Here is a 23,079-nt window from a genome sequence, read left to right as displayed (position 1 = left end):
GAACCGGTCAGGTTTGACGGGCGGCCGCCTGCGAAGCGGCCGCTGCCGGCGCCGCCTTCGACGGCGGCGCCTTCTCGACGGGCTTGACGACCGTATCGGGCGCGAACTGCGCGGCGTCGTCGACGATCACGCGCTCGCCGCCCGCGAGGCCGCGCGTGACGCGCCAGTCGTGGCCGCTCATCTGGTCGGCCGTGACTTCGACGTCCTTGACCTTGCCGTTCGCACCGACCACGCGCACCGACGTCCGGTCGGCCGTGCGCAGCAGCGCGTCGCGCGGCACGAGGATCGCCCGCCGGTCGACCGCCGTGTCGAGCGCGATCCGCACATACGCTCCGGGCAGCAGCTCGCGCTCCGGATTCGGGAACAGCGCGCGCATCGCGACGGTGTCGGTGGTCGGATCGACCGCGAGATCGCTGAACAGCAACTTGCCCTTCAGTGGATACGCGGTGCCGTCGGCGCGCAGCAGCGTCACCGCGACGTCGTGCTGCGCGATGCCCGTCGCGCGCCCGCTCTTCACCGCGCGACGCAATGCGTCGACGTCGGCGGCCGGCTGCGAGAAGTTCACGTAGATCGGATCGAGCTGCTCGACGGTCGTGAGCGGCGTCGCCTGGTCCTGGCCGACGAGCGCGCCCTCGGTCACGAGCGCGCGCCGTGCGCGGCCCGCGATCGGCGCGGTGACGGTCGCGTAGTCGAGCTGCAGTTGGGCCCGCGCGAGTTCGGCCTTCGCGGATGCGACCTCGGCCTTCGCCTGCGTGTCGGCCGCGACGGCCTCGGTGTGGTCGCGCTCGCTCACCGCGCGATCGCGCACGAGGTCGTCGTAACGGCGGCGCTTGTCGGTCGCCGCGAGCGCGGCGGCCTGCGCCTTCGCGAGCGCGCCCTGCGCGGCGTCGCGGGCGGCCTTCAGCGGCGCGGGATCGATGCGGAACAGCACCGCGCCCTGCTTCACTTCCTGGCCTTCCTCGTAGGTACGGGCGGTGACGATGCCCGCGACCCGCGCGCGCACCTCCGCCTGCCGGTACGCGTCGAGCCGGCCCGGCAGCTCGACGGTCATCGGCACGGCCGTCGGGCGTACCGTCACGACGGTGGCCTGCTTCGCGGTCTCCGGCGCGGCGTTCTTGCCGCCCTTTCCGCATCCGGCCACGGCCAGCAGGGCCGCGAGCGCGAACGGCGCCAGCCGCAGGCGGCGCCACAGGGTGCGTTTGTTATTCATGTTCTGACCTCGGATCACTCGCCGCCGATACAATGCGGCGGCTCAGGGTGGCCGATTATAATCAGTCACGACTGATTAAATACAGGCGACTTCAATCCGGCTCACATACTGTCTCAATAAAACGACAGCGAACTGTAAGGAATTTCACGACATGGCCCGCAAGACCCGGGAAGAATCGCTCGCCATCAAGCACCGGATCCTCGACGCCGCCGAGCTCGTGCTGCTCGAGCGCGGCGTCGCGCAAACCGCGATGGCGGACCTCGCCGAGGCCGCCGGGATGTCGCGGGGCGCCGTCTACGGCCACTACCGCAACAAGATGGAAGTGTGTCTGGCGATGTGCGACCGCGCGTTCGCACGCACCTCCGAAGGCTTCGACGCGGGCGACGGCCTGCCGCCGTTCGCGACGCTGCGGCGCGCCGCGTCGCACTACCTGCAGGAATGCGGCGAGCCGGGCCCGATGCAGCGCGTGCTGGTGATTCTCTATACGAAGTGCGAGCAGAGCGAGGAAAACGGTGCGCTGCAGCGGCGCCGCATGCTGCTCGAATTGCAGATGCTGCGCATCACCAAGGCGCTGCTGCGTCGCGCGATCGCGGCCGGCGAAGTGGCCGCCGATCTCGACGTGCATCTGGCCGCCGTCTATCTCGTGTCGCTGCTCGAAGGCGTGTTCGCATCGATGATCTGGACCAACCGGCTGCGCGGCAACCTGTGGAACGACGCCGAGGCGATGCTCGATGCCGGCTTCGACGCCGTCCGCACCTCCGCCGCCCTGCGCCGCCGCACGCAAAAATTGCCTGACCGACCAAAATCATCGTAACAAATGCTGATTTAACCCGATTTACCGCAGTACGAAACGAACGAACCGACCCCCTTTAAAATTTTTAACGTTTCGCGGAACATCGGTAGACTGACGCTGTCATCTTTCTTTAGCGTCTGCGTGATAACCGGGTTCGACCCGGTATGCACGCCGCCGTTCGAAGCGGGCCCGCCCCGCGCGTTGGGTCGAACGGAAACGACACAGGCCCCTGGCGGGGCCTGTTTTGTTGCACGCCCGCCGCCCGCCCCGTCGCAGTTCGACGATGTGCCGCCGGCGGCCCTCGCCCACACCCCTTTGAACCGCTTTCCTGGATGTGGACACCTTGGTCAAGTCCGTCGCAACCCCTGATGCCGCCGCGCCCGGTCGTGCGCAGCGCGCCGTGCGCGCGCTCGTGCCGGCCGCCGTGCTCGGTGCGCTCGCCGCATTCGGCCTCGCCGCCGCCCTGCCGGCCGTGTCGCAACTGCCGGGCGCCGTCGACTCGGGCACGGCCGCGCTGCCGCAGCGCGTGCTGTCCGATACGCCGTTTCCCACCGCGCAGCATTTCGTGACGAGCGAGCTCGCCCGCACGATCGGCGAGCGCAACGAACACGTCGATCGCCCCGATCGCAGCTTGCAGCCGGGCCTGTTCGCGCCGCTCAGCGCACATCGCAACGACATGCTCGGCTACGCGAGCCTGTTCCAGTTCGCGTCGCCCGATCCCCAGCACGGGATGCGCGCGGGCGACATCGAGCTCACGCTGTCCGATACGCTGAACCGTCTCGACGTGCCGCCCGAAGTGCGCATCCAGCTCGGCGATCTCGTCACCGGCAAGGTCGCGATGCGCGCGAGTGCGCAGCGCGGCGACTATTACCGCATCGCGTTCGACACGAACGACGGCACGCCGCGCCTCACCGCGCTCGAGCTGCGCGTCGCCGGCCGCACGTTCGGCGCGATCTGGTTTCGCGCGCCGGGCGCCGAGCACGGGGCGTACTACACGCTCGACGGTTCGCCGCTCGAAGCTGCCGCGTTCACGATGCCGGTCAAGTGGACGCGCATCAGCTCGTTCTTCGGCGAGCGCATCCATCCGCTGTCGCAGGCGATGGCGTTCCATACGGGCGTGGACCTCGCCGCGCCCAGCGGCACGCCGGTCGATGCGGCCGCCGACGGCGTCGTGTCGTTCGTCGGCACCGATCCGGGCGGCTACGGCCGCTATGTGATCGTCGATCATGCGGACGGCTATTCGACCTACTACGCGCACCTGTCCGCGTTCGCGCGCGGGCTGAAGGTCGGCGAAACCGTGAAGCAAGGCCAGCGCATCGGCTCGGTCGGGATGACCGGCGCCGCAACGGGCCCGCACCTGCATTTCGAGGTGCGAGTCGCGAACGAGCCGGTCGATCCGCTCGTCACGCTGGCCAGCGCGCAGACGGCGCTGTCCGACATGCAGCTCACCGCGTTCCGCCAGGAAGCCGCGCAATGGCGCTTGCGCCTCGCGTCGATCAGTACGACGCCGTTCGCGTTCGCGCAGAACGACGGGCCGCTGTGGGGCGATTTCGCGATCGGTTCGTCGACGCTGCGCGCGGTGTTCGATACGCATTACAGCGCGTCCTGACGCGCGAACGCCGGCACGCACGCCAAGAAGCGCACCGCGACCACAGCAGCATGCTCACGCCCGTCGCCGCTCGACCAGCGGCGACGCGGCCACCTATCTTCATCACCGGAAATCCGCCGCCTGCATCGGGCGGCATGCCGTCACCGCGCGGGTTCGGTGCGCTCCGCCGCCTGCGCAATGCGCTGCGCCCTCGGACGGCGCGACAGCAACCAACGCGCCGCACCGTCGAGCGACGTGCACAGCACCAGATAGATCGCCGCGACGAACAGGAAGATCGGCGCCGGATACACCATCAGCCGGTTGTTCACCTGAGTCGCGACGAACGACAGTTCCGGCACGCCGACGATATACGCGAGCGACGTGTCCTTCACGAGCGCGACCCACTGGTTGACGAACGAAGGCGTCATGATCCGGATCGCCTGCGGCAGCAGCACGTAGCGCACCGTCTGCCAACGCGTGAGGCCGAGCGACAGCCCGGCCTGCCATTGCCCGTCGCCCGCCGCGACGATCCCCGCATGCACCGCATGCGCGAGATACGCGCCGCCGACCAGCGCCAGCGCGCACACGACCGTCGCGAGCCCCGGCACGTCCATGTGCAGCAGCACGGGCATCAGGAAATACGTCCAGAAGATCAGCATCAGCACCGGAATCGCGCGAAAGAAGCCGATGAATGCGAGCAGCAGCACGCGCGCCGGACCGCGTGCGAGCGCCATCGCGACGCCAAGCGCCACGCCGAGCCCGGCCGACGCGATCGCGGACGCGAGCGCCAGCACGAGCGACAGCGCGGCGCCGCCGAGCGGACCGTCCGGGAACGCGCCGACGAGCAGGTACGGCAAATTGGAGACGAGCAGCGAAAGATCCATCGTCAGCGCCCCGCTCCGAGCCGGTCGCGCCATTGCGTGGCCGCATACGCACCGGCCTCGATCGCGGCCACCGCCGCGACGTACAGCAACGTCGCGACGCCGAACGCGGCGAACGTCTTGAACGTTTCGGTCTCGACCTGGCGCGACGCATACGACAGCTCGGCGACGCCGATCGCCATCGCGAGCGACGAGTTCTTCACGAGATTCATGTATTGGCCGAACAGCGGCGGCAGCGCGATGCGCACGGCCTGCGGCAGCACCACGTAGCGCAGCGACTGCATCGGCGTGAGGCCGAGCGCGGCCGCCGCATCGTGTTGCGCACGTCGCACGCCGCGCAGGCCGGCCTCGCATTCCTCGGCGACGAATGCCGCGGTATAGGCGCTCAAGCCGACCCAGCCCGCGACGAATTCGAACGACGGCCACGCGAGCGTGAACGGGCCCACGCTCGCCGCATGGCGCGCGTTGAGCCACGCGATCCACGTATCGGGCAGCAACGACGCGACGCCGAAATACCAGAACAGCAACTGCACGAGCAGCGGCGTGTTGCGGAACGCGACGACGTAGGCGGCGGCGACCGCGCGCGGCGCCCTGCCGCGCGCATGCCGCATCACGGCGAGCAGTAGCCCGCCGACGGTCGCGGCGATCGCCGACGCGACCGCGAGGCCGAGTGTCAGCAGGAAGCCCTGCCCGAGCCAGAACAGATATTTGGGAGCCAACCCGAGCATGCTGTGGCGCGCGCACGAAGCGCACGTTCGGATGAAAACAAAAAGCGCCGCACGGCCGATGTTCAGGCCGGTCGCGGCGCACGTGCGATACCGCTCAGGTCTTGTCGCCGATACGGAAAATGCGCGTGAGCGGCGTTTTCGTGGTCGGCCCGAACCATGCGTCGTAGATCTGCGTGGCGCGACCGCTCGCCTCGAGCCCCTTCAGCGTGTCGTTGACGAAGCCGAGCAGGCGCGTCTCGCCTTTCGGCACGCCGACGCCCATGTAGTCGTTCGAGATCGTGAACGCCGGGATCTCGTAGTTCTGCTTGTCGGGCACGTTCGCGAGCAGGCCGATCAGTTTCGGGCCGTCCTGCGTGATGGCCTGCACGTTGCCGGCGCGCAGCGCGGCGAACGCGAACGGCGTGTCGTCGTACGCGACGATCGTCGCCTTCGGGAATTTCTCGCGCAGCGTGATCTCGTTGGTCGTGCCCTTGTCCGCGCCGACGCGCAGGCCGTTCAACTGGTCGGCCGATTTCAGCACGCCCTTCTTCGCGAGAAACTGCTGGCCCGACGAGAAATACGGAATGCTGAAGTCGACCTGCTTCGCGCGCTCGTCGGTGATCGTGAAATTCGCGAGCACGAGATCGACCTTGCCGGACGTCAGGAACGGGATGCGGTTCGCGGGGTTGGTCGGTTGCAGTTGCAGCGTCACGCCGAGCTTGTCGGCCAACGCCTTCGCGTAATCGACGTCGAGACCGACGATGCGGTTGCTTTTCGCGTCGACATAGCCGAACGGCGGATTGCTGTCGAACGTCGCGACGCGCAGCACGCCGGCCTTCCTGATGTCGTCGAGACGGTCCGCATGCGCGACGGTGCCTGCGGTAACGAGCGCGACCCCGATGAGCCACGTAGCGAGCGTGTTGATTTTCATGAGCACGACCTGATTTGTTATGGAGGCCGCCGCGGATCGCGCGGCGGCACGGTTCGAAGAACATCGCGACGAAGTGTGTCGTCGCGAAGCCGCTAACGTATCAGCGCGCGCGGCGAATTCGAACCAACAAATGGTGCTTTGCTCTGCGGGTTTCGTGATGAGGCGCGCGGGCTGCAGGCACGCGCTGCCGCATAAAAAAACGCCCGCTGCAAGCAGCGGGCGCGAATCCCAGTCAAGGAGGTGTCACACGAACTACGCAGTCAGATTAAGGAAATCGCGCGCCGTGGACAACGAATCGATTTCCATATCGATATGACGCGGCACGCTCGTGCCGGCACGTGCCGGGTCGAACAGCGGATTTCGCCGCACGTGTCATCACACGCCGCAAAAAAACCGCCAACCGACCGGACGTTCGTCATCGTGCAAGTACGCGCGACGCGCATCCGATCACGGCTCGTGGCGCAGATACCCTTCCTTGCTCGGATCGCGCATGCGCCACGACACGATCAGCGAGATCGCGCACAGCACGGTCACGTACCAGTAGAAGGTTTCCTCGCTGCCGATCGACTTGAACCACAGCGCGACGTACTCGGCCGAGCCGCCGAAGATCGCGTTCGCGACCGCATACGACAGGCCCACCCCCATCGCGCGCACTTCCGGCGGGAACATCTCGGCCTTGATGAGGCCGCTGATCGACGTGTAGAAGCTGACGATCGCCAGCGCGACCGTGATCAGCACGAACGCAGCCACGGGGCTCGTCACGTCCTTCAGCGCATGCATCAGCGGCACCGTGCCGATCACCGCGAACGCACCGAACAGGATCATCGACGTGCGGCGGCCGATCTTGTCCGACAGCGCGCCGAACACCGGCTGCATCAGCATGTAGACGAGCAGCGCGACGGTCATCACGTTGCTGGCCGTCTTCGCGTGCATGCCGGCGGTGTTGACCAGGTACTTCTGCATGTACGTCGTGAACGTGTAGAAGATCAGCGAGCCGCCGGCCGTGAAGCCGACCACCGTGAAGAACGCCCCCTTGTGCTGCCACACGCCGCGGATCGTGCCGGCGTCCTTCTTGTCGCGCGATGCGCTCGTCGACGTCTCGTCGAGCGACTTGCGCAGGTACAGCGAGATCAGCGCGGCCGCCGCGCCGACCACGAACGGAATGCGCCAGCCCCACGCTTTCAGCTCGCCGGCCGACAGCGTCTGCTGCAGGATCACGAGCACCAGCAGCGCGCACAGCTGGCCGCCGATCAGCGTCACGTACTGGAACGACGCGAAGAAGCCGCGCCGCCCCTTCAGCGCGACTTCACTCATGTAAGTCGCGCTGGTGCCGTATTCGCCGCCGACGGAGAGCCCCTGGAACAGGCGCGCGACCAGCAGCAGCGCCGGCGCGAGCGCACCGATCTGCGCATAGGTCGGCAGCACCGCGATCACGAGCGAGCCGCCGCACATCATCAGCACCGAGATCATCATCGCCGTGCGACGGCCGTGACGGTCGGCGATGCGGCCGAACAGCCAACCGCCGATCGGACGCATCAGGAAGCCGGCCGCGAACACGCCCGCCGTGTTCAGCAGCTGGGTCGTCGTGTTGCCGCTCGGGAAGAATGCCGGTGCGAAGTACAGCGCGCAGAACGAGTAGATATAGAAGTCGAACCACTCGACGAGGTTGCCCGACGAGGCGCCGACGATGGCGAACACGCGCCGCCGGGTGTCATGCGCGGACAGCGCAGCTTGGTCGGTCTGGACGTCCATGGGTTGGTCTGTTCCTTTTAGTGCTTTCTGGGCGAGACGGCTGGGCCGCCGCGTGCGGTCGCACGTGGCACCGGTTCCGGCGCACGGCGCTACGGGATTTTAGCGAAATGTAAAGTAACAAGCGCTCCGGGTTCGTCCGGATGTAGAAAATTTTTCTCCGGCCGCGCGTTCGTCATATGAAAACGCCAGCCCTCAGGCTGGCGTCCGATGCAAACATTTTCGCTTGGCGACGATCACACGCGCACTTCCGGCGGCACGTAGCGGCATTCGTAGCGCTTGCGCACGGTGCCGGCCTCGTCGACGCTTTCCAGATACACGTCGAACTGCCAGAGCCGCGCCATATGCTTGAGCACCTCCTCGCTGTCGTTCGACAGGTGACGGTTGTCGGTCATGAAGTGACGCAGCGTGAGGCTACGGTCGCCGCGCGTGTTGACGGCCCATACCTGGATGTTCGGCTCGCGATGATGGATGTCGTACTGCCGCGACAACGCCTGCCGCACGGACTGATAGCCGGAATCGTCGTGGATCGCCGATACCTCGAGCGAATCGCGCATGTCGTCGTCGAGCACCGAGAAGAGCCGCATCTCGCGAATCAGGTTCGGCGACAGATACTGCGCGATGAAGCTCTCGTCCTTGAAGTTGCGCATCGCATAGTGCATCGCCGGCAGCCACGGCGTGCCCGCGATCTCGGGAAACCACTTGTAGTCCTCTTCCGTCGGGGCTTCGCAGATCCTTCGGATGTCGCTCATCATCGAGAAACCGAGCGCATACGGGTTGATCCCGCTGTAGTACGGCTTCGTGACGGGCGGCTGGTAGACCACGTTGCTGTGCGAATGCAGGAACTCCATCATGAAGCCGTCTTCCAGCTTCCCCTGGTTGTACAGCGTATTGAGCAGCGTGTAGTGCCAGAACGTCGCCCAGCCTTCGTTCATCACCTGCGTCTGCCGCTGCGGATAGAAATACTGGCCGATCTTGCGCACGATGCGGATTACTTCCCGCTCCCACGGTTCGAGCAGCGGCGCGTTCTTCTCCGCGAAATACAGCAGGTTCTCCTGCGGCTCGGGCGGATAGCGGTCTTCCTGCTCCTCCGTCAGTTCGGGCTTCTTGCCCGGCAGCGTGCGCCACAGTTCGTTGACCTGCGACTGCAGGTACGCCTCGCGCTCGCGCCGCAGGGCCGCTTCCTTCGACAGCGACGGTTTCTGCGGCCGCTTGTAACGGTCGACGCCGTAGTTCATCAGCGCATGGCACGAGTCGAGCAGTTCCTCGACGCGATCGAGGCCGTAGCGCTCCTCGCATTCCGCGACGTAGTTCTTCGCGTACACGAGATAGTCGATGATCGCGTGCGCGTCGGTCCACAGCCGGAACAGGTAGTTGCCCTTGAAGAACGAGTTGTGCCCGTACGCCGCGTGCGCGATGACGAGCGCCTGCATCGTCATCGTGTTCTCTTCCATCAGATACGCGATGCACGGGTTCGAATTGATGACGATTTCGTAGGCCAGGCCCATCTGGCCGCGGCGGTAGCTTTTTTCGGTCGCGAGGAAGTGCTTGCCGAACGACCAGTGGCGGTAGTTGACGGGCATCCCGACCGACGCGTACGCATCCATCATCTGCTCGGCGCTGATCAGCTCGAGCTGGATCGGGTAGATGTCGAGCTCGTATTGTTCGGCGACCTGCGAGATGTGCGTGTCGTATTCCTCGAGCAATTCGAACGTCCAGTCGGACGGGCACGGCAGTGGCTTGCGTTCGGCAACGTTCATACGCGCTTCCTTTTGCCCGGAACCGGGCAAGTCGGCGGCCGGCGGCGGCGGTTCGGCCTGCACGCGTTGCTGCGGTGCGGCAGGGCCGGCCGTGTCGTCGCCGGAAGAGCGCGGCTCGTAGCCGCGCGACTCGTTGTGCAGATGGCGGGTCGTCATGACATTTCCACCTGCTTTTCGAACAATTCGCGAAACACCGGGTAAATGTCCGCAGCCGATTCCACTTTTTTCATCGCGAGATGCGGTTGCGACAGGGCCAGTTGCGCGTATTCCAGCCACAGATTCTGCTCTTCCGGCGCGACCTGGATATACGCGAAGTAACGCGTCTTGGTGAGAATATCCTCTTCCAGGATTTTGCGACACTTCGGCGAATCGTCAGTCCAGTTGTCGCCGTCGGACGCTTGCGCGCCGTAGATGTTCCACTCGGTCGGCGAGTAGCGCTCGTTCATCACCTTGCGCATCAGTTCGAGCGCGCTCGACACCACCGTGCCGCCGCTTTCGGTCGAATGGAAGAAGGTATCTTCGTCGACTTCCTCGGCGCGCGTATGGTGACGAATGAACACCACTTCGATGCGCTCGTAGTTGCGCTTGAGGAACAGGTAAAGCAGGATGAAGAAGCGCTTCGCGAGATCCTTGCGCTGCTCGTCCATCGAGCCCGACACGTCCATCAGGCAGAACATCACGGCCTGGCTCGACGGTTGCGGCTGCTTCACGCGGTTGATGTAGCGCAGGTCGAACGGATCGATGAACGGAATCCGCCAGATGCGCCCTTTCAGGTGATGGATCTCGGCTTCGAGCGTCGCGATTTCCGCGCGGCGGTCTTCGGTGTCGTTCTTCAACGCTTCGAGCCGCGCCTCCAGCTCGCGCAGCTCGTTGACGAGCGGCGAGCCGAGCGCGATGCGCCGGCCGAGCGCGCTGCGCAGCGAGCGCACGACGTCGATGTTGTTCGGCGTGCCCTCCGCCGACCAGCCCGCGCGCACGTTCTTCCAGCTCGGCACCGTCAGCAGGTGCGTCTTCACGAGGCGCGGCAGTTCGAGATCGTCGAAGAAGTACTGCATGAACTCGTCGCGCGACAGCTCGAACACGAAGTCGTCCTGCCCTTCGCCCTCGTTGCTCGCCTGACTGCCGCCGCCGCCCGAGCCGCCCTGCGGACGCGGAATCTTGTCGCCGCGCACGTAGTCCTCGTTGCCGGGGTGCACGTATTCGCGACGCCCGCCCGGCGCGTGCCGGAAATTCGGCTCCGCGATGTCCTTGCGCGGGATCGTGATGCTCTGCGTGCTCTGGATATCCTTGATGCTACGGTCGCGCACCGCGTCGGACACGGCACGACGAATGTAGTTCTTGACGCGACGCAGAAAGCGTTCGCGATTGGCGATGCTCTTGTTCTTGCCGGCCAGCCTGCGGTCGATGATTTGATGAAGCACTCCCGGTCTCCCGCTCGAAAGTCGATCTGCCGGGGCACTCGCCGCGCATGCCGTCTGCCGTCATGCGGGCGGCGCCTCTGAAAGCGCCCGGGCGGACTCGCCGTCCGGGCACGATACCGCGCGTGTCATGACGACTTGCGCACGCGCAGGTACCAGTCGCAAAGCAGCCTCACCTGCTTCGGCGTATAGCCCTTCGCGACCATCCGGTTCACAAAGTCCTCATGCTTGCGCTGCTCCTCCGCCGAACCCTTGGCGTTGAACGAAATCACCGGCAACAGCTCCTCGGTGTTCGAGAACATCTTCTTCTCGATCACGACGCGCAACTTCTCGTAGCTCGTCCACACGGGGTTCTTGCCGGCGTTCGCCGCCCGTGCGCGCAGCACGAAATTCACGATCTCGTTACGGAAATCCTTCGGATTGCTGATCCCGGCCGGCTTCTCGATCTTCTCCAGCTCCGCGTTCAGCGCGGCGCGGTCGAAGCTCTCGCCCGTGTCGTGGTCGCGGAATTCCTGATCCTGAATCCAGAAATCCGCATACGTGACGTAGCGGTCGAAGATGTTCTGCCCGTATTCCGAATACGATTCGAGATACGCCGTCTGGATCTCCTTGCCGATGAATTCCGCGTAGCGCGACGCGAGCACGTCCTTCACGAACGACAGGTACTTCTGCTCGGTTTCCGGCGGGAACTGCTCGCGTTCGATCTGCTGTTCGAGCACGTACATCAGGTGCACCGGGTTGGCCGCGACCTCGCTCGTATCGAAGTTGAACACGCGCGACAGGATCTTGAACGCGAAGCGCGTCGATACGCCGGTCATCCCTTCGTCGACGCCTGCGTAGTCGCGATACTCCTGGTACGACTTCGCCTTCGGATCGGTGTCCTTCAGATTCTCGCCGTCGTACACCTGCATCTTCGAGAACAGGCTCGAATTCTCAGGCTCGTGCAGCCGCGACAGCACCGAGAACTGCGACATCATCTTCAGCGTGCCCGGCGCGCATACGGCCTCGGCCAGCGACGAATTGCGAATCAGCTTCTCGTAGATCTTGATTTCTTCCGACACGCGCAGGCAGTACGGCACCTTCACGACGAAGATCCGGTCCAGCAGCGCCTCGTTGTTGCGGTTGTTGCGGAAGGCCTTCCACTCCGATTCGTTCGAGTGCGCAAGAATCACGCCGTCGAACGGAATCGCGCCGAAGCCTTCGGTGCCCTTGAAGTTGCCTTCCTGCGTGGCGGTCAGCAGCGGGTGCAGCACCTTGATCGGCGCCTTGAACATTTCGACGAATTCGAGCAGGCCCTGGTTCGCGAGGCACAGGCCGCCCGAGTAGCTGTATGCGTCGGCATCGTCCTGCGCGTACTGTTCGAGCTTGCGGATATCGACCTTGCCGACCAGCGACGAGATGTCCTGATTGTTCTCGTCGCCCGGCTCCGTCTTCGCGATGCCGACCTGCCGCAGGATCGACGGATAGCGTCGCACCACGCGGAACTGGCGGATGTCGCCGTTGTATTCGTGCAGGCGCTTGACGGCCCACGGACTCAGGATGCTTTTCAGGTAGCGGCGCGGAATGCCGTACTGTTCCTCGAGGATCGGACCATCCTCGTCGTAGTCGAACAGCCCGAGCGGCGATTCGTTGACGGGCGAGCCCTTCAGCGCATAGAACGGCACGCGCTCCATCAGTTGCTTCAGACGCTCGGCGATCGACGACTTGCCGCCGCCCACCGGGCCCAGCAGGTAGAGGATCTGCTTCTTCTCTTCGAGACCTTGCGCAGCGTGGCGGAAATACGCGACCACCTGCTCGATCACCTCCTCCATTCCGTAGAACTCACGGAATGCCGGATACACCTTGATGACCTTGTTCGCGAAGATCCGCGACAGGCGCGGGTCGTTGCGGGTATCGATCTGTTCAGGTTCCCCGATTGCTTCCAGCATGCGTTCACCCGCCGTCGCATACGCGGATGGATCGTTCTTGCAGAGCGCGAGATACTCCTCCAGCGAGAGCTCTTCCTCTCGCGTTTTTTCGAAGCGGTTCGCGAAGCTGCTGTAAATATCCATGCTACCTCCCTCGCCTGAGTCTGAAGACGTGCCTGCCTTCGTATGACTGCGCAGAAGCAAGCGCGTTCGAATTCATCCTAAACCCTTTCTTATTTTTTTTCACGAACTCTTCGTATGAAGTTCGTCATTCTCGACAACACCGCTTGGACAACGCATTTCGTCGTTTTACAATCGACTTCCCGAGCCGCAGAAACTGCATCCGCCGCGTCTCGTCGAACATCGAAACGGCTCGTGCGTTGGACGCCGCCGACGTCGCCACTTCTCCCCTTCATCCCTATACGTTCGAGCGGCCGCGTGCGATGACACGCCGCCCGCACCGTTACAACTTTTTTTGCAGTCCCTTACGGACATACCCGTACGGTGAACGCGGGAACATGACGTGCACGCAGCGCATCCGCGCGAACCCGTCGGTGCGTCACGCACGATGCGCGATGCACGTGCCTGTGCCCGATCGATCGTCCGCGTTGTCACATTCGGCCTGTCGCAGAAACGACGACGCCCGCGGAGCGCGGGCGTCGTTCGTCACCAAATGGGGATAGATACGCGGCGCACTCGGATCAGAACGTCTCCCAGTCGTCGCCGCCGGCGCTCGCGACGGCCGGCGCGGGCGCCGGCGCAGCCGATACGGCGGCAGGCTTGCGCGCCGGCATTGCGGCGGCCGCGCGCTTCGGCGCGGCATCGCGTTCGATGCGCGCGGCAGCCTGTACCGGCGCCGCCGCCGGCGCGGACGGCGTGCGTGGTGCGTGCCGCGCCGCCGCAACGACGGTGTCCGCACGCGCCGCTTCGTCGTCGAGCTGGAATACCGCCGCCGTTTCGCGCAGGCGCGTCGCCTGTTCGTCGAGCGACTGCGCGGCGGCGGCGGCTTCCTCGACGAGCGCCGCATTCTGCTGCGTGACTTCGTCCATCTGCGCGACCGCGCGTGCCACCTGGTCGATCCCGCCGCTCTGCTCCTCGGACGCCGCCGCGATCTCGCCCATGATGTCCGTCACGCGCTGGACCGCGCCGATCACCTCGTTCATCGTGCGCCCGGCTTCGTCGACCAGCGTCGAGCCGGTCCGGATACGCTCCACCGACGCGTCGATCAGCGCCTTGATCTCCTTCGCCGCGCTCGACGAACGCTGCGCGAGGCTGCGCACTTCGCCGGCGACGACCGCGAAGCCGCGGCCTTCCTCGCCCGCCCGCGCGGCTTCGACGGCCGCATTCAGCGCAAGTATGTTGGTCTGGAACGCGATTCCCTCGATGATCGTGATGATGTCCGCGATTTTCGCCGAGCTGTCGTTGATTTCGCCCATCGTGCCGACCACCTGGCCCACCACCGTATTACCCTTGTTTGCAATGTCGGACGCATTCGCGGCCAGCGAGCTTGCCTGGCGCGCATTGTCCGCATTCTGCTTCACGGTGCCGGTCAGTTGCTCCATGCTCGACGCGGTTTCCTGCAGCGCAGCGGCCTGTTCCTCGGTACGCGACGACAGGTCGATGTTACCGGCCGCGATCTGGCGAGCCGCGGTCGCGATCGACTCGCTGCCGCCGCGCACGGTGCGCACCGTGTCGACGAGCCCGCGCTGCATCCGCGCGAGGCCTTCCAGCAGTTGCCCCATCTCGTCGCGCCGGTCGACGACGATCGGCCGGCGCAGGTCGCCCGCGGCGATCGCGTCGAAATGCGACAGCGCATCGGCGATCGGGCGGCCGATCGCGCGGCTCAGCGTCAGCCACGACAGCACCGCGGCCCCGATGCCGGCCAGCAGCACGACGATCGACAGCACGCGCATCGTCTCGAACACCGATTCCGCCTGATCGAAGCGCGCCTGCGCATCGGTGAACTGAAAGTTGCGCAGCGCTTCGCCGGCCACGGCCAGTTCGTTATAGCGCGCCTGAAGCTGCTTCGCGCCGTCGCCGATCCGGTCGTGATCGCCCGTGCCGATCGCGCTCGCGAACGCGTCGCAGGCATCCTGCAGCACCTTGCGCCGGGCGGCGACGTCCTGGGCGAGGCGATCCTCCTCGGCGCCGCGCGGCAGCGCGAGGTACTTCTGCCACCATGCGTCGGATTGCGTGCGCATCGCGCGGCTGCGCTCGACGGCCGCCACGGAATCGGGCGTGCCGGCCAGCAGTGCCGCCCGGTCGAGTGCGAGGCGCTCGCGCGCGGCGAACATTTCCGCGACCGACACGTCGACCGCGCTCGGCATCTGGTTCGTGAAAATCTCGCGCGTCGAATCGTTCGAACGCGTCATGCCGTACAGACCGAGTACGCCGGTGACACCCAGCAGTACCGCCAGAAACGCCATCGTCAAACCGATGCGCGCACGAATCGTCAGGTTCCTGAACACCATCATCCATCCTGTATTGCGTCGTCATGAACGGGCTCGGCCCGTTGGCTCGAAGCATTGCTTCACTCGGTGCAATTACGACCGTGTGGCGCATAACTTGATGGTTTTGGCGTCATTATTTCGAATTATTCGTCTGTTTATTACAAATAGCTGAATTATTGACGCAATTCGGGGCGGGATGGCGAACAGGAGAAAGGCGCGCCGGTACGCGGCCGGCCGTCTCGTGCGACGGGCGGGCCGCGTAGCGGAACTGGAAAACGGTGATCCGGCCCTAGTCGGCCAGTTCGATGCGGCTCGGAATCGACGGTTGTGCGCCCGCGCGCGTGACCGACAGCGCCGCCGCGCGTTGCGCGAAGCGGATGGCCGTGTCGACGTCCGCGCCGGCCGCGAGCCGTGCGGAAAAGCCGCCGATGAAGGTGTCGCCGGCCGCCGTCGTGTCGACGGCCTGCACGACCGGCGCCGGATAGTGTCGCGCGGCGCCGTCGGCCGTCAACGCGAGCACGCCGCGCGCACCGAGCGTGACCAGCACGTTGCGCGCACCGCCGGCCTGGAGCGCTCGTGCAGCGGCCTCGGCCTCCGTCGGGTCGCGCACCGGCAGCCCGGTGAGCGCGGCCGCCTCGACCTCGTTCGGGATCAGGTAATCGACGAGCGGCAGCCAGCCGTCCGGCAGCGGCGCGACGGCCGGGGCCGGATTGAGCACCACCGTGCGGCCGAGCCGGCGCCCGGCCGACAAGGCCGCGAACACCGCGTCCGGCGGCGTCTCGAGCTGGCAGATCAGCACGTCGGCCGCGGCGAGCGCGGCCTCGTGCCGGGCGATCGTGTCGGTCGTGACCTCGCCGTTGCCGCCTGCGACGATCACGATCGCGTTCTGGCTCGCATCGTCGACGACGATCAGCGCGACGCCGGTCGACGCCGACGCGCTCGTCGCGAGCCCCGTGCAGTCGATTCCCTCGACCTCGAGGCCCGCGCGCAGTGCCGCGCCGTGCGCATCCGCGCCGACGCAGCCGATCATCGCGACCTGCGCGCCGAGCCGGGCGGCGGCGACGGCCTGATTGCCGCCCTTGCCGCCCGCTGCCTGCGCGAACGCGTGCCCGGCCAGCGTTTCGCCCGGCAGCGGCAAGCGCGGCGCCCGCACGACGAGATCCATGTTGAGGCTGCCGACCACCGTCACGCGGCCGGTGCCGATTGCGCTCGCCGTCATGCGCGGGCGCCCGGCGCGGCCGGCTCGCGGTAGACCGCCGTCGATTCGCGCAGCACGAGGCGCGGCGACACGACGCGGCGGCGGCTCGGCACGGCGCTCGAACCGCCGCCGATCCGTTCGATCAGCGTCTGCGCGGCCATTTCGCCGAGCGCGCGCACCGACTGGCCGACCGTCGACAGCGCCGGATACGTGTAGCGGGAAAATTCGATGTCGTCGAACCCGATGATCGAGCAGTCGTCGGGCACGCGCATCCCGCGCTCGGCCGCCGCGCGCAGCGCGCCGACCCCCATCAGGTCGTTGCCCGCGAAGATCGCGCTCGGCCGCACCGATTCGAACAGCCGCGACGCCGCGTGATAGCCGCCCAGGCACGAGAAATCGCTTTCGGCGATCGCGCCCGGCACGATGTCGACCCCGCGCTCGGCCATCGCACGGATGAAGCCGTGCACGCGCATCGCGCTGACGGCGGTGTCGGTCGGCCCGGTGATGCAGCCGATCTTCGCGTGCCCGAGTTCGAGCAGATGGCGCGTGGCCAGGTACGCGCCGCGCTCGTGGTCGATCTGGACGAGATCGGCTGCGAGCCCCTCGATGTTGCGATCGACGACGACGAGCGGCGCGTGGATATCGGCGAGCGTCTGCGCGAGCACCGCGTCCTCGCCCGCCGACGCGACGATCAGACCGTCGATGCGCTTTTCCTGCAACACGCGCAGGTAATTGCGCTGCTTCACGGGATCGTCGTCCGAATTGCAGAAGAACACGCAATAGCCGTTGGCCGCGCACTGATCCTCGATGCCGCGCGCAAGCTCCGCGAAGTACGGATTCGTGCTGTTCGGCACGACGAGGCCGATGGTCGCCGTCGCCCGCGCCTTCAGCGAGCGCGCCACGGCCGACGGCACGTAATTCAGCTCGCGGATCGCGCCCTCGACCTTCGCACGCACATCCGCGGACACCGGCCGCGAATTGTTCACCACGTGCGAGACGGTCGTAAACGACACGCCCGCCATGGCCGCCACATCCTTGATCGTCGCCATTTCCCGTTTCTCTCTGGTCTGTTCTGTGTGTCTTTTTACCGCACGCGCGTACGCCGGCTGCGATACGTATCGAGCACGACCGCCACCACGATGACCGCACCCGTGATGATCCGTTTCGTCGGCTCGTTCGCACCGATCTGCGCCAGCCCCGCGGCCAGCACGGAGATGATCAACACGCCGAAGAACGTGCTGATCACCGAGCCGCGCCCGCCCATCAGGCTCGTGCCGCCGATCACGACGGCGGCGATGACCTGCAGTTCGAGGCCCGCGCCCGCGTTCGGATCGGCCGCCTCGAGCCGCGAAATCTGGAACAGCGACGCGAGCCCCGCGAGCGCGCCCATCAGTGCGAATACGAGAATTTTATACGGCCGCGGGTTAACCCCTGCAAGTCGCACCGCTTCCTCGTTCGTGCCGATCCCGATCAGATAGCGCCCGAACACCGTGCGCGTGAGCACGAACTGGGCCGCGATCATCACCGCGACCGCGATCAGGAACGCCGGCGAGATGCCCAGCGCGATCGGGTTCGACAGGAAATCGAACGCGTCGCCGATATACGCGGTGCGCGAATTCGTCAGCTGGTACGCGAGGCCGCGAGCGGCCTCCAGCACGCCGAGCGACACGATGAACGACGGAATCCGCCAGCCGACCGTGACGGCGCCGGTCAGCGCGCCCGTCGCGGTCGCGACCGCGATTCCGATCAGCGCGGCCGGCAGCGGCCCCCACTGCCATTTCAGCGCGGCGACGCTGACCATCGACGCGGCCAGCGCGAGCACCGAGCCGACCGACAGGTCGATCCCGGCGATGATCAGCACGAAGGTCATCCCGACCGACATCACGACGAGATCGGGAATCTGGTTCGCGATCGTGCTGAACGTGTCGTAGGTCAGGAAATGCGCGCTCAGCGCCGAAAACAGCGCGATCATCGCGGCCAGCGCGCCGGCGAGCCCGAGATAGTTCGACAGGCCGAGCCGCGTGCCGGACAGCGTGCGCGCGCGGCGCCCCGTCACGTCCTGCTGCGCGCCTGCGTCGGTCGGGGATACGGGAGGCTGGGTCATTGCTGTGGTCCTGTCGTCGAAGTGCCCGGAGCGGCGCCGCGCGCCTGCCCCGCATCCGGATGCTGCATGGCGGCCGCCGGCGTCTCGCGGCCGAAGCCGGCGAACGCCGCGGCCAGCAGCGCATCCTGGGTCCAGTTGCCGCGCTCGAACACGGCCGTCATGCGGCCGGCCGACATCACGCCGATCCGGTCGCAGATCAGCATCAGCTCGCGCAGGTCGCTCGATACGACCACGAGCGCGCGGCCTTCGCGCGCGAGCGCGCCCATCAAAGTGTAGATCTCGAATTTGGCGCCGACGTCGATCCCGCGCGTCGGCTCGTCGAACAGCAGCACGCCCATGTCGCGCGCGAGCCAGCGGCCGATCACGACCTTCTGCTGGTTGCCGCCCGACAGCTCGCCGACCGGCTGCGTCGCCCCGTGCGTGCGGATGCGCAGCGCGTCGATCTGCTGCTCGGCGAGCGCGGTCTCGCGCGCCGCATCGACGATGCCGCCGCGCGCGAGCCGGTCGAGCTGGCCGAGCGACACGTTCGCGGTGATCGACTGCGACAGCAGCAGCCCTTCGCCCTTGCGATCCTCGGTGATCAGCGCGATGCCCTGCCGCACCGCGTCGACCGGCGACGCGATCCGCGCCGGCTTCAGCGGCTGGCCCACCGCGATCGTCCCCGCATCCGGCGTGTCGGCGCCGTAGATCAGCCGCAGCAGCTCGGTGCGGCCCGCGCCGATTAACCCCGAGATGCCGACGATCTCGCCCGCGCGTACCTCGAGCGACACGTCGCGCACGGCCGTGCCGCGCGTGAGACCCGACACCGCGAGCCGCGGCGCGCCGAAACGCCGTTCGCCGAGATCGATGTGTTCGCCGATCTCGCGCCCGACCATCAGCGTAACGAGCCCGTCGGACGTCGTCGCCGCCATGTCGCCCACATGCACGAGCCGGCCGTCGCGCAGCACCGCGACGCGCTCGGCGACGCGCGCGAACTCTTCGAGCCGGTGCGAGATGTAGACGATCGCGACGCCGCGCGCCTTCAGCCGGTCGATCTGCTCGAACAGCAGCTCGACTTCGCGCGCGGTCAGCATCGCGGTCGGCTCGTCGAGAATCAGCACGCGGCAGTCGCCGATCAGGTTGCGCGCGATCTCGACCATCTGCTGGTGGCCGATGCCGAGCGCGCCGACCGGCGTATCCGGATCGACCGCGTCGAGCCCGACCTGCGCCATCGCCGCGCGCGCGTCGTCGCGCAGCCGCACGCGATCGATGATCCCGAAGCGCCGCGGCAGGCGGTTCAGGAACAGGTTTTCGGCGACGCTCAGCGTCGGCAGCAGGTTCAGTTCCTGCATCACCATGCGCACGCCGAGCGCCTCGGCCTGCGTGCGGCTCGCCGGCGCATAGGCCTGGCCGCCGAGCTGCATCGTGCCGGCGGTCGGGTCGACGAGCCCGCCGATGATCTTCGACAGCGTGCTCTTGCCGGCGCCGTTCTCGCCCGTCAGCGCGAGCGCCTGGCCCGCGTCGAGCGTCAGCGTGACGTCGGCGAGCACGGGTTCGGCATAGGTCTTGCCGATGCCGGATACGGCCAGCACGGGGTGGGCTGAACGGGAGGGTTGGAAGGTCGGTTCCATCGCGATCCTGGTTGCGGCCGCGCGCCCGGGGCGCGCGGATATGACGCTCACAAGTGCATGTGCATGCAGTGGCCGTGATCGCGCTCACACCGGATAACGGCCGCCGCGCCGGATTCTTGAGGGCGGCGGCCGGACCGGTGCGGCGTTACTTCGTCACGAGATCCACCGGCGTCTCGACCACGCCGGACATGTCGGCCTGCTTGCGATGCTCGGCGATCGCCTTGAGCGCCGTGTCGATGCCGAACACGGCCTGCTTCGCCGCGTACTGGTCGGCGGTCGCGAGCACGCGGCCGTCCTTCAGCATCGGCTTGATCGCGTTGATGTTGTCGTAGCCGACCACGAGCACCTTGCCCTGCTTGCCGGCCGCGCGCACGGCCGACACGGCGCCGATCGCCATGTTGTCGTTGCCGCACAGCAGCGCCTTCAGGTTCGGGTATTCGTTGAGCATCGCGGCCGCCACCGCATTGCCCTTGTCGATCTCCCATTCGCCCGACTGCACCGACACGACCGTCATCCCGCCCGCCTTCATCGCATCCTGGAAGCCGGCCGTGCGCTGCTGGGCGTTGGTGGTCGTCGACACGCCTTCGATGATGCCGACCTGGTCGCCCGCCTTCAGCCGCTTCGCGAGGTAATCGCCGACCTTGCGCGCGCCCTTGCGGTTGTCCGGGCCGACGAACGGCACGTTCAGGTTCTTCGACTTCAGCACGTCGGGATCGAGCCGGTTGTCGATGTTGACGACGACGATGCCGGCGTCGACGGCCTTCTTCACGACCGGTACGAGCGCCTTCGAATCGGCCGGCGCGAGCACGATCGCATCGACCTTCGAGACGATCATCTGCTCGACGATGCGAATCTGGTTCGCGGTGTCGGTCTCGTCCTTGATGCCGTTGGTGACCAGGTCGAACTGGTTCGCGTTGTGTTTCTGGTATTCCTTCGCGCCCGTTTCCATGGTCAGGAAGAACTCGTTGGCGAGCGACTTCATCACGAGCGCGACCTTCGGCTTGGCTGCGGATTGCGCGTGGACAGCCGGTGCGGCGACCACCGCGACGGCGGCGAGCGCGGCGGTCAGGAAGCGACGGCGAAAGCGGACATTCATACACATCTCCTGGCGACTGGCCCGAAGGGCCGGATTGTTATCTGGTTGTTGTTTTAATGTGAGCAAACGTTTGCGCCACACTACCCGGGCAATGGCCATCGATGCTGCTGTCGGTACCACGGAATGGAAGCAAGGCAGACGGCCGACTGCCTGGCGCGTGCTGTCGTCGACGCGCCACCGCCGGCGGGACGCCGGCGGAGTGAAGGCTATGCTGTACCGATTCGCTTCGGCGCGCAACCTGTCTGATCAATATTTAAGGGTTTATTCGGAGCGCGCGAGTGCGCTCCGCGACGCGCAAATGCGACAGTCTCGATGCCGACGGCGGCTCGCCGATGCGCGTCGCAGGCGGCGGGCCGACGATGAAGCGGCTCGGCGCGAACGACACGATCGGCACGCGGATCACCGGCATCCACCGACCCGATATGCGGCCGACTGTAACGGAACCGGCGATTCGTATCGCGCTGCCTCGTGAACCAGGATGGCTGCCGATCTTGCGTTCCGCACCGAGATTCGGCGTTGCAGACCGTTCTTGTTTTTCTGTTGGCACGGAAACGCGCGCCGATCGCCCTGACGCGACGCACTTGATCGGATGCCTCGGCTGATGATTCGGACGCGCCGGCGGCAATCCCCTCCGCTGCCCCGTGCGGTGTGCGGCAGGCTATGCGCGGCGCACGTCGCGCACCGTCCGCGGCATCTGCCCGGACGGCAGGCGACATGCGCCGATCAAACGGCTTCGCGCAACAGCCCCGCGATTTCCGCTTCGTTCAGATGCGGCGCGAACATTTCGATCAGCCGGTACGCATACGCACGCAGGAACGCGCCCTTGCGCAGGCCGACCCGCGTCGTGCTCGCCTCGAACAGGTGTTGCGTGTCGAGCGCGACGAGCCCCGTGTCGCGCTGCGGATCGTAGGCCATCGCCGCGACGACGCCGATCCCCATTCCGAGCTCGACGTAGGTCTTGATCACGTCCGCGTCGATCGCGGTCAGCACGACGTCCGGCACGGCGCCCGCCTGCGCGAACGCCTGGTCGATGTGCGAGCGGCCCGTGAAGTCCTGGTCGTACGTGATGATCGGGTACTCGGCAATCTCCTCGAGCGTCAGGTTCTCGCGGCCGACGAGCGGGTGGCCCTTCGGCACGACGACCGTGTGGTGCCACGAATAGCACGGGAAGGTGACGATGTCCGGATAGCGGTCGAGCGCTTCGGTCGAGATGCCGAGATCGGCCTCGCCGTTCAGGATCATCTGCGCGATCTGCTGCGGGCTGCCCTGGCGCAGCGCGAGATGCACCTTCGGAAACACGTCGGTGAACTGCCGGATCACCTTCGGCAGCGCGTAGCGCGCCTGCGTGTGCGTGGTCGCGACGACGAGGTGGCCGCTGTCCTGATCGGCGAACTGGCGCGCGACGCGGCGCAGGTTCTCGGCGTCCAGCAGCATCCGCTCGATCAGCTGGTGCACCGCCTTGCCCGGCTCCGTGAGCCCCGTCAGCCGCTTGCCGCGCCGAATGAAGATGTCGACGCCGAGCTCATCCTCCAGATCCTTGATCTGTTTCGACACGCCCGACTGCGACGTGTACAGCACGTTCGCGACTTCCGTCAGGTTCATGTTCTGGCGCACCGCTTCGCGCACGAACCGCAATTGCTGAAAATTCATGGGTATGCCTCTTAGGCTGTCGTTGTT

Annotated in this window: 18 protein-coding genes; 3 read left to right on the top strand and 15 right to left on the bottom strand. The window is 66.5% G+C overall.

Features of this window, described 5'->3' with window-relative positions; genetic code table 11:
• Window positions 1–7: 7 nt before the first annotated feature.
• The gene (locus tag WT53_RS15850; protein WP_034207267.1) at window positions 8–1,210 is read right to left on the bottom strand and encodes a MexX/AxyX family multidrug efflux RND transporter periplasmic adaptor subunit; all 1,203 of its coding nucleotides are present in this window, start codon (window positions 1,208–1,210) and stop codon (window positions 8–10) included.
• A gap of 151 nt (window positions 1,211–1,361) precedes the next feature.
• Between WT53_RS15850 and WT53_RS15845 the strand changes: the two genes are divergently transcribed.
• Together WT53_RS15845 and WT53_RS15840 are read left to right on the top strand one after the other, a co-directional pair.
• A complete protein-coding gene (locus WT53_RS15845) occupies window positions 1,362–2,024 on the top strand; it encodes a TetR family transcriptional regulator (RefSeq protein WP_034207266.1) in 663 nt (220 codons plus the stop codon).
• A gap of 322 nt (window positions 2,025–2,346) precedes the next feature.
• A complete protein-coding gene (locus WT53_RS15840) occupies window positions 2,347–3,612 on the top strand; it encodes a M23 family metallopeptidase (RefSeq protein WP_034207265.1) in 1,266 nt (421 codons plus the stop codon).
• A gap of 140 nt (window positions 3,613–3,752) precedes the next feature.
• On the opposite strand, the gene WT53_RS15835 is transcribed toward WT53_RS15840, so the two are convergent.
• The 13 genes from WT53_RS15835 to WT53_RS15775 form a co-directional block, all read right to left on the bottom strand.
• Window positions 3,753–4,475: an amino acid ABC transporter permease gene (locus tag WT53_RS15835; protein WP_034207264.1), complete on the bottom strand. Its 723-nt coding sequence runs from the start codon at window positions 4,473–4,475 to the stop codon at window positions 3,753–3,755.
• A gap of 2 nt (window positions 4,476–4,477) precedes the next feature.
• The gene (locus tag WT53_RS15830) at window positions 4,478–5,200 is read right to left on the bottom strand and encodes an amino acid ABC transporter permease (protein ID WP_034207263.1); all 723 of its coding nucleotides are present in this window, start codon (window positions 5,198–5,200) and stop codon (window positions 4,478–4,480) included.
• Window positions 5,201–5,294: 94 nt separating this feature from the next.
• Complete coding sequence (locus WT53_RS15825) at window positions 5,295–6,110, bottom strand: ABC transporter substrate-binding protein (protein ID WP_034207262.1); 816 nt, start codon at window positions 6,108–6,110, stop codon at window positions 5,295–5,297.
• A gap of 447 nt (window positions 6,111–6,557) precedes the next feature.
• Complete coding sequence (locus WT53_RS15820; RefSeq protein WP_034207261.1) at window positions 6,558–7,862, bottom strand: MFS family transporter; 1,305 nt, start codon at window positions 7,860–7,862, stop codon at window positions 6,558–6,560.
• A gap of 233 nt (window positions 7,863–8,095) precedes the next feature.
• Window positions 8,096–9,775: a SpoVR family protein gene (locus tag WT53_RS15815; protein WP_060260546.1), complete on the bottom strand. Its 1,680-nt coding sequence runs from the start codon at window positions 9,773–9,775 to the stop codon at window positions 8,096–8,098.
• Window positions 9,772–11,040: a YeaH/YhbH family protein gene (locus WT53_RS15810; RefSeq protein WP_034207259.1), complete on the bottom strand. Its 1,269-nt coding sequence runs from the start codon at window positions 11,038–11,040 to the stop codon at window positions 9,772–9,774. Before WT53_RS15810 ends, WT53_RS15815 begins: the two co-directional genes overlap by 4 nt.
• Window positions 11,041–11,165: 125 nt before the next feature.
• Window positions 11,166–13,088, bottom strand: a complete 1,923-nt coding sequence (locus tag WT53_RS15805; RefSeq protein ID WP_027784391.1) for a PrkA family serine protein kinase — start codon at window positions 13,086–13,088, stop codon at window positions 11,166–11,168.
• A 557-nt stretch (window positions 13,089–13,645) separates the two neighbouring features.
• Window positions 13,646–15,415 (bottom strand): methyl-accepting chemotaxis protein, encoded by a 1,770-nt coding sequence (locus WT53_RS15800; RefSeq protein ID WP_034207258.1) that lies wholly within the window; start codon window positions 15,413–15,415, stop codon window positions 13,646–13,648.
• Between the two features lie 268 nt (window positions 15,416–15,683).
• Window positions 15,684–16,613 carry a ribokinase gene (gene rbsK / locus WT53_RS15795; RefSeq protein WP_034207257.1) on the bottom strand — a complete coding sequence of 310 codons (930 nt, stop codon included), beginning with the start codon at window positions 16,611–16,613 and terminating at the stop codon, window positions 15,684–15,686.
• On the bottom strand, window positions 16,610–17,641 hold the full coding sequence (locus WT53_RS15790) for a LacI family DNA-binding transcriptional regulator (RefSeq protein WP_034207256.1): 1,032 nt from the start codon (window positions 17,639–17,641) through the stop codon (window positions 16,610–16,612). Before WT53_RS15790 ends, rbsK begins: the two co-directional genes overlap by 4 nt.
• Window positions 17,642–17,676: 35 nt before the next feature.
• Window positions 17,677–18,696 carry an ABC transporter permease gene (locus WT53_RS15785; RefSeq protein ID WP_034207255.1) on the bottom strand — a complete coding sequence of 340 codons (1,020 nt, stop codon included), beginning with the start codon at window positions 18,694–18,696 and terminating at the stop codon, window positions 17,677–17,679.
• A complete protein-coding gene (locus tag WT53_RS15780) occupies window positions 18,693–20,306 on the bottom strand; it encodes a sugar ABC transporter ATP-binding protein (protein ID WP_034207254.1) in 1,614 nt (537 codons plus the stop codon). Before WT53_RS15780 ends, WT53_RS15785 begins: the two co-directional genes overlap by 4 nt.
• Before the next feature lie 145 nt (window positions 20,307–20,451).
• The gene (locus WT53_RS15775; protein WP_034207253.1) at window positions 20,452–21,402 is read right to left on the bottom strand and encodes a sugar ABC transporter substrate-binding protein; all 951 of its coding nucleotides are present in this window, start codon (window positions 21,400–21,402) and stop codon (window positions 20,452–20,454) included.
• A gap of 278 nt (window positions 21,403–21,680) precedes the next feature.
• Here WT53_RS15775 and WT53_RS33530 point away from each other — a divergent pair, with 278 nt between their 5' ends.
• Window positions 21,681–22,004, top strand: a complete 324-nt coding sequence (locus WT53_RS33530; protein WP_155294448.1) for a hypothetical protein — start codon at window positions 21,681–21,683, stop codon at window positions 22,002–22,004.
• 121 nt (window positions 22,005–22,125) lie between these two features.
• Here the strand turns inward: WT53_RS33530 and WT53_RS15770 are convergent, their stop codons facing one another.
• Entirely contained in the window at window positions 22,126–23,052 is a 927-nt protein-coding gene (locus WT53_RS15770; RefSeq protein WP_034207252.1) for a CysB family HTH-type transcriptional regulator, read from the bottom strand.
• Window positions 23,053–23,079: the final 27 nt, after the last annotated feature.

The sequence above is a fragment of the Burkholderia sp. MSMB2157WGS genome (assembly GCF_001532755.1).
In the GTDB taxonomy this organism is placed as follows: Bacteria; Pseudomonadota; Gammaproteobacteria; order Burkholderiales; family Burkholderiaceae; genus Burkholderia.
Note: the sequence above shows the minus strand (reverse complement) of the source record. Positions and strands in the feature narration are given on the sequence as shown.

Coding starts and splice junctions, on each gene's coding strand:
- WT53_RS15830 (WP_034207263.1), bottom strand. CDS start 5,200: ATGCTCGGGTTGGCTCCCAAATATCTGTTCTGGCTCGGGCAGGGCTTC.
- WT53_RS15845 (WP_034207266.1), top strand. CDS start 1,362: ATGGCCCGCAAGACCCGGGAAGAATCGCTCGCCATCAAGCACCGGATC.
- WT53_RS15770 (WP_034207252.1), bottom strand. CDS start 23,052: ATGAATTTTCAGCAATTGCGGTTCGTGCGCGAAGCGGTGCGCCAGAAC.
- WT53_RS15790 (WP_034207256.1), bottom strand. CDS start 17,641: ATGGCGACGATCAAGGATGTGGCGGCCATGGCGGGCGTGTCGTTTACG.
- WT53_RS15815 (WP_060260546.1), bottom strand. CDS start 9,775: ATGACGACCCGCCATCTGCACAACGAGTCGCGCGGCTACGAGCCGCGC.
- WT53_RS15785 (WP_034207255.1), bottom strand. CDS start 18,696: ATGACCCAGCCTCCCGTATCCCCGACCGACGCAGGCGCGCAGCAGGAC.
- WT53_RS15805 (WP_027784391.1), bottom strand. CDS start 13,088: ATGGATATTTACAGCAGCTTCGCGAACCGCTTCGAAAAAACGCGAGAG.
- WT53_RS15835 (WP_034207264.1), bottom strand. CDS start 4,475: ATGGATCTTTCGCTGCTCGTCTCCAATTTGCCGTACCTGCTCGTCGGC.
- WT53_RS15825 (WP_034207262.1), bottom strand. CDS start 6,110: ATGAAAATCAACACGCTCGCTACGTGGCTCATCGGGGTCGCGCTCGTT.
- WT53_RS15780 (WP_034207254.1), bottom strand. CDS start 20,306: ATGGAACCGACCTTCCAACCCTCCCGTTCAGCCCACCCCGTGCTGGCC.
- rbsK (WP_034207257.1), bottom strand. CDS start 16,613: ATGACGGCGAGCGCAATCGGCACCGGCCGCGTGACGGTGGTCGGCAGC.
- WT53_RS15850 (WP_034207267.1), bottom strand. CDS start 1,210: ATGAATAACAAACGCACCCTGTGGCGCCGCCTGCGGCTGGCGCCGTTC.
- WT53_RS15800 (WP_034207258.1), bottom strand. CDS start 15,415: ATGGTGTTCAGGAACCTGACGATTCGTGCGCGCATCGGTTTGACGATG.
- WT53_RS15775 (WP_034207253.1), bottom strand. CDS start 21,402: ATGAATGTCCGCTTTCGCCGTCGCTTCCTGACCGCCGCGCTCGCCGCC.
- WT53_RS15820 (WP_034207261.1), bottom strand. CDS start 7,862: ATGGACGTCCAGACCGACCAAGCTGCGCTGTCCGCGCATGACACCCGG.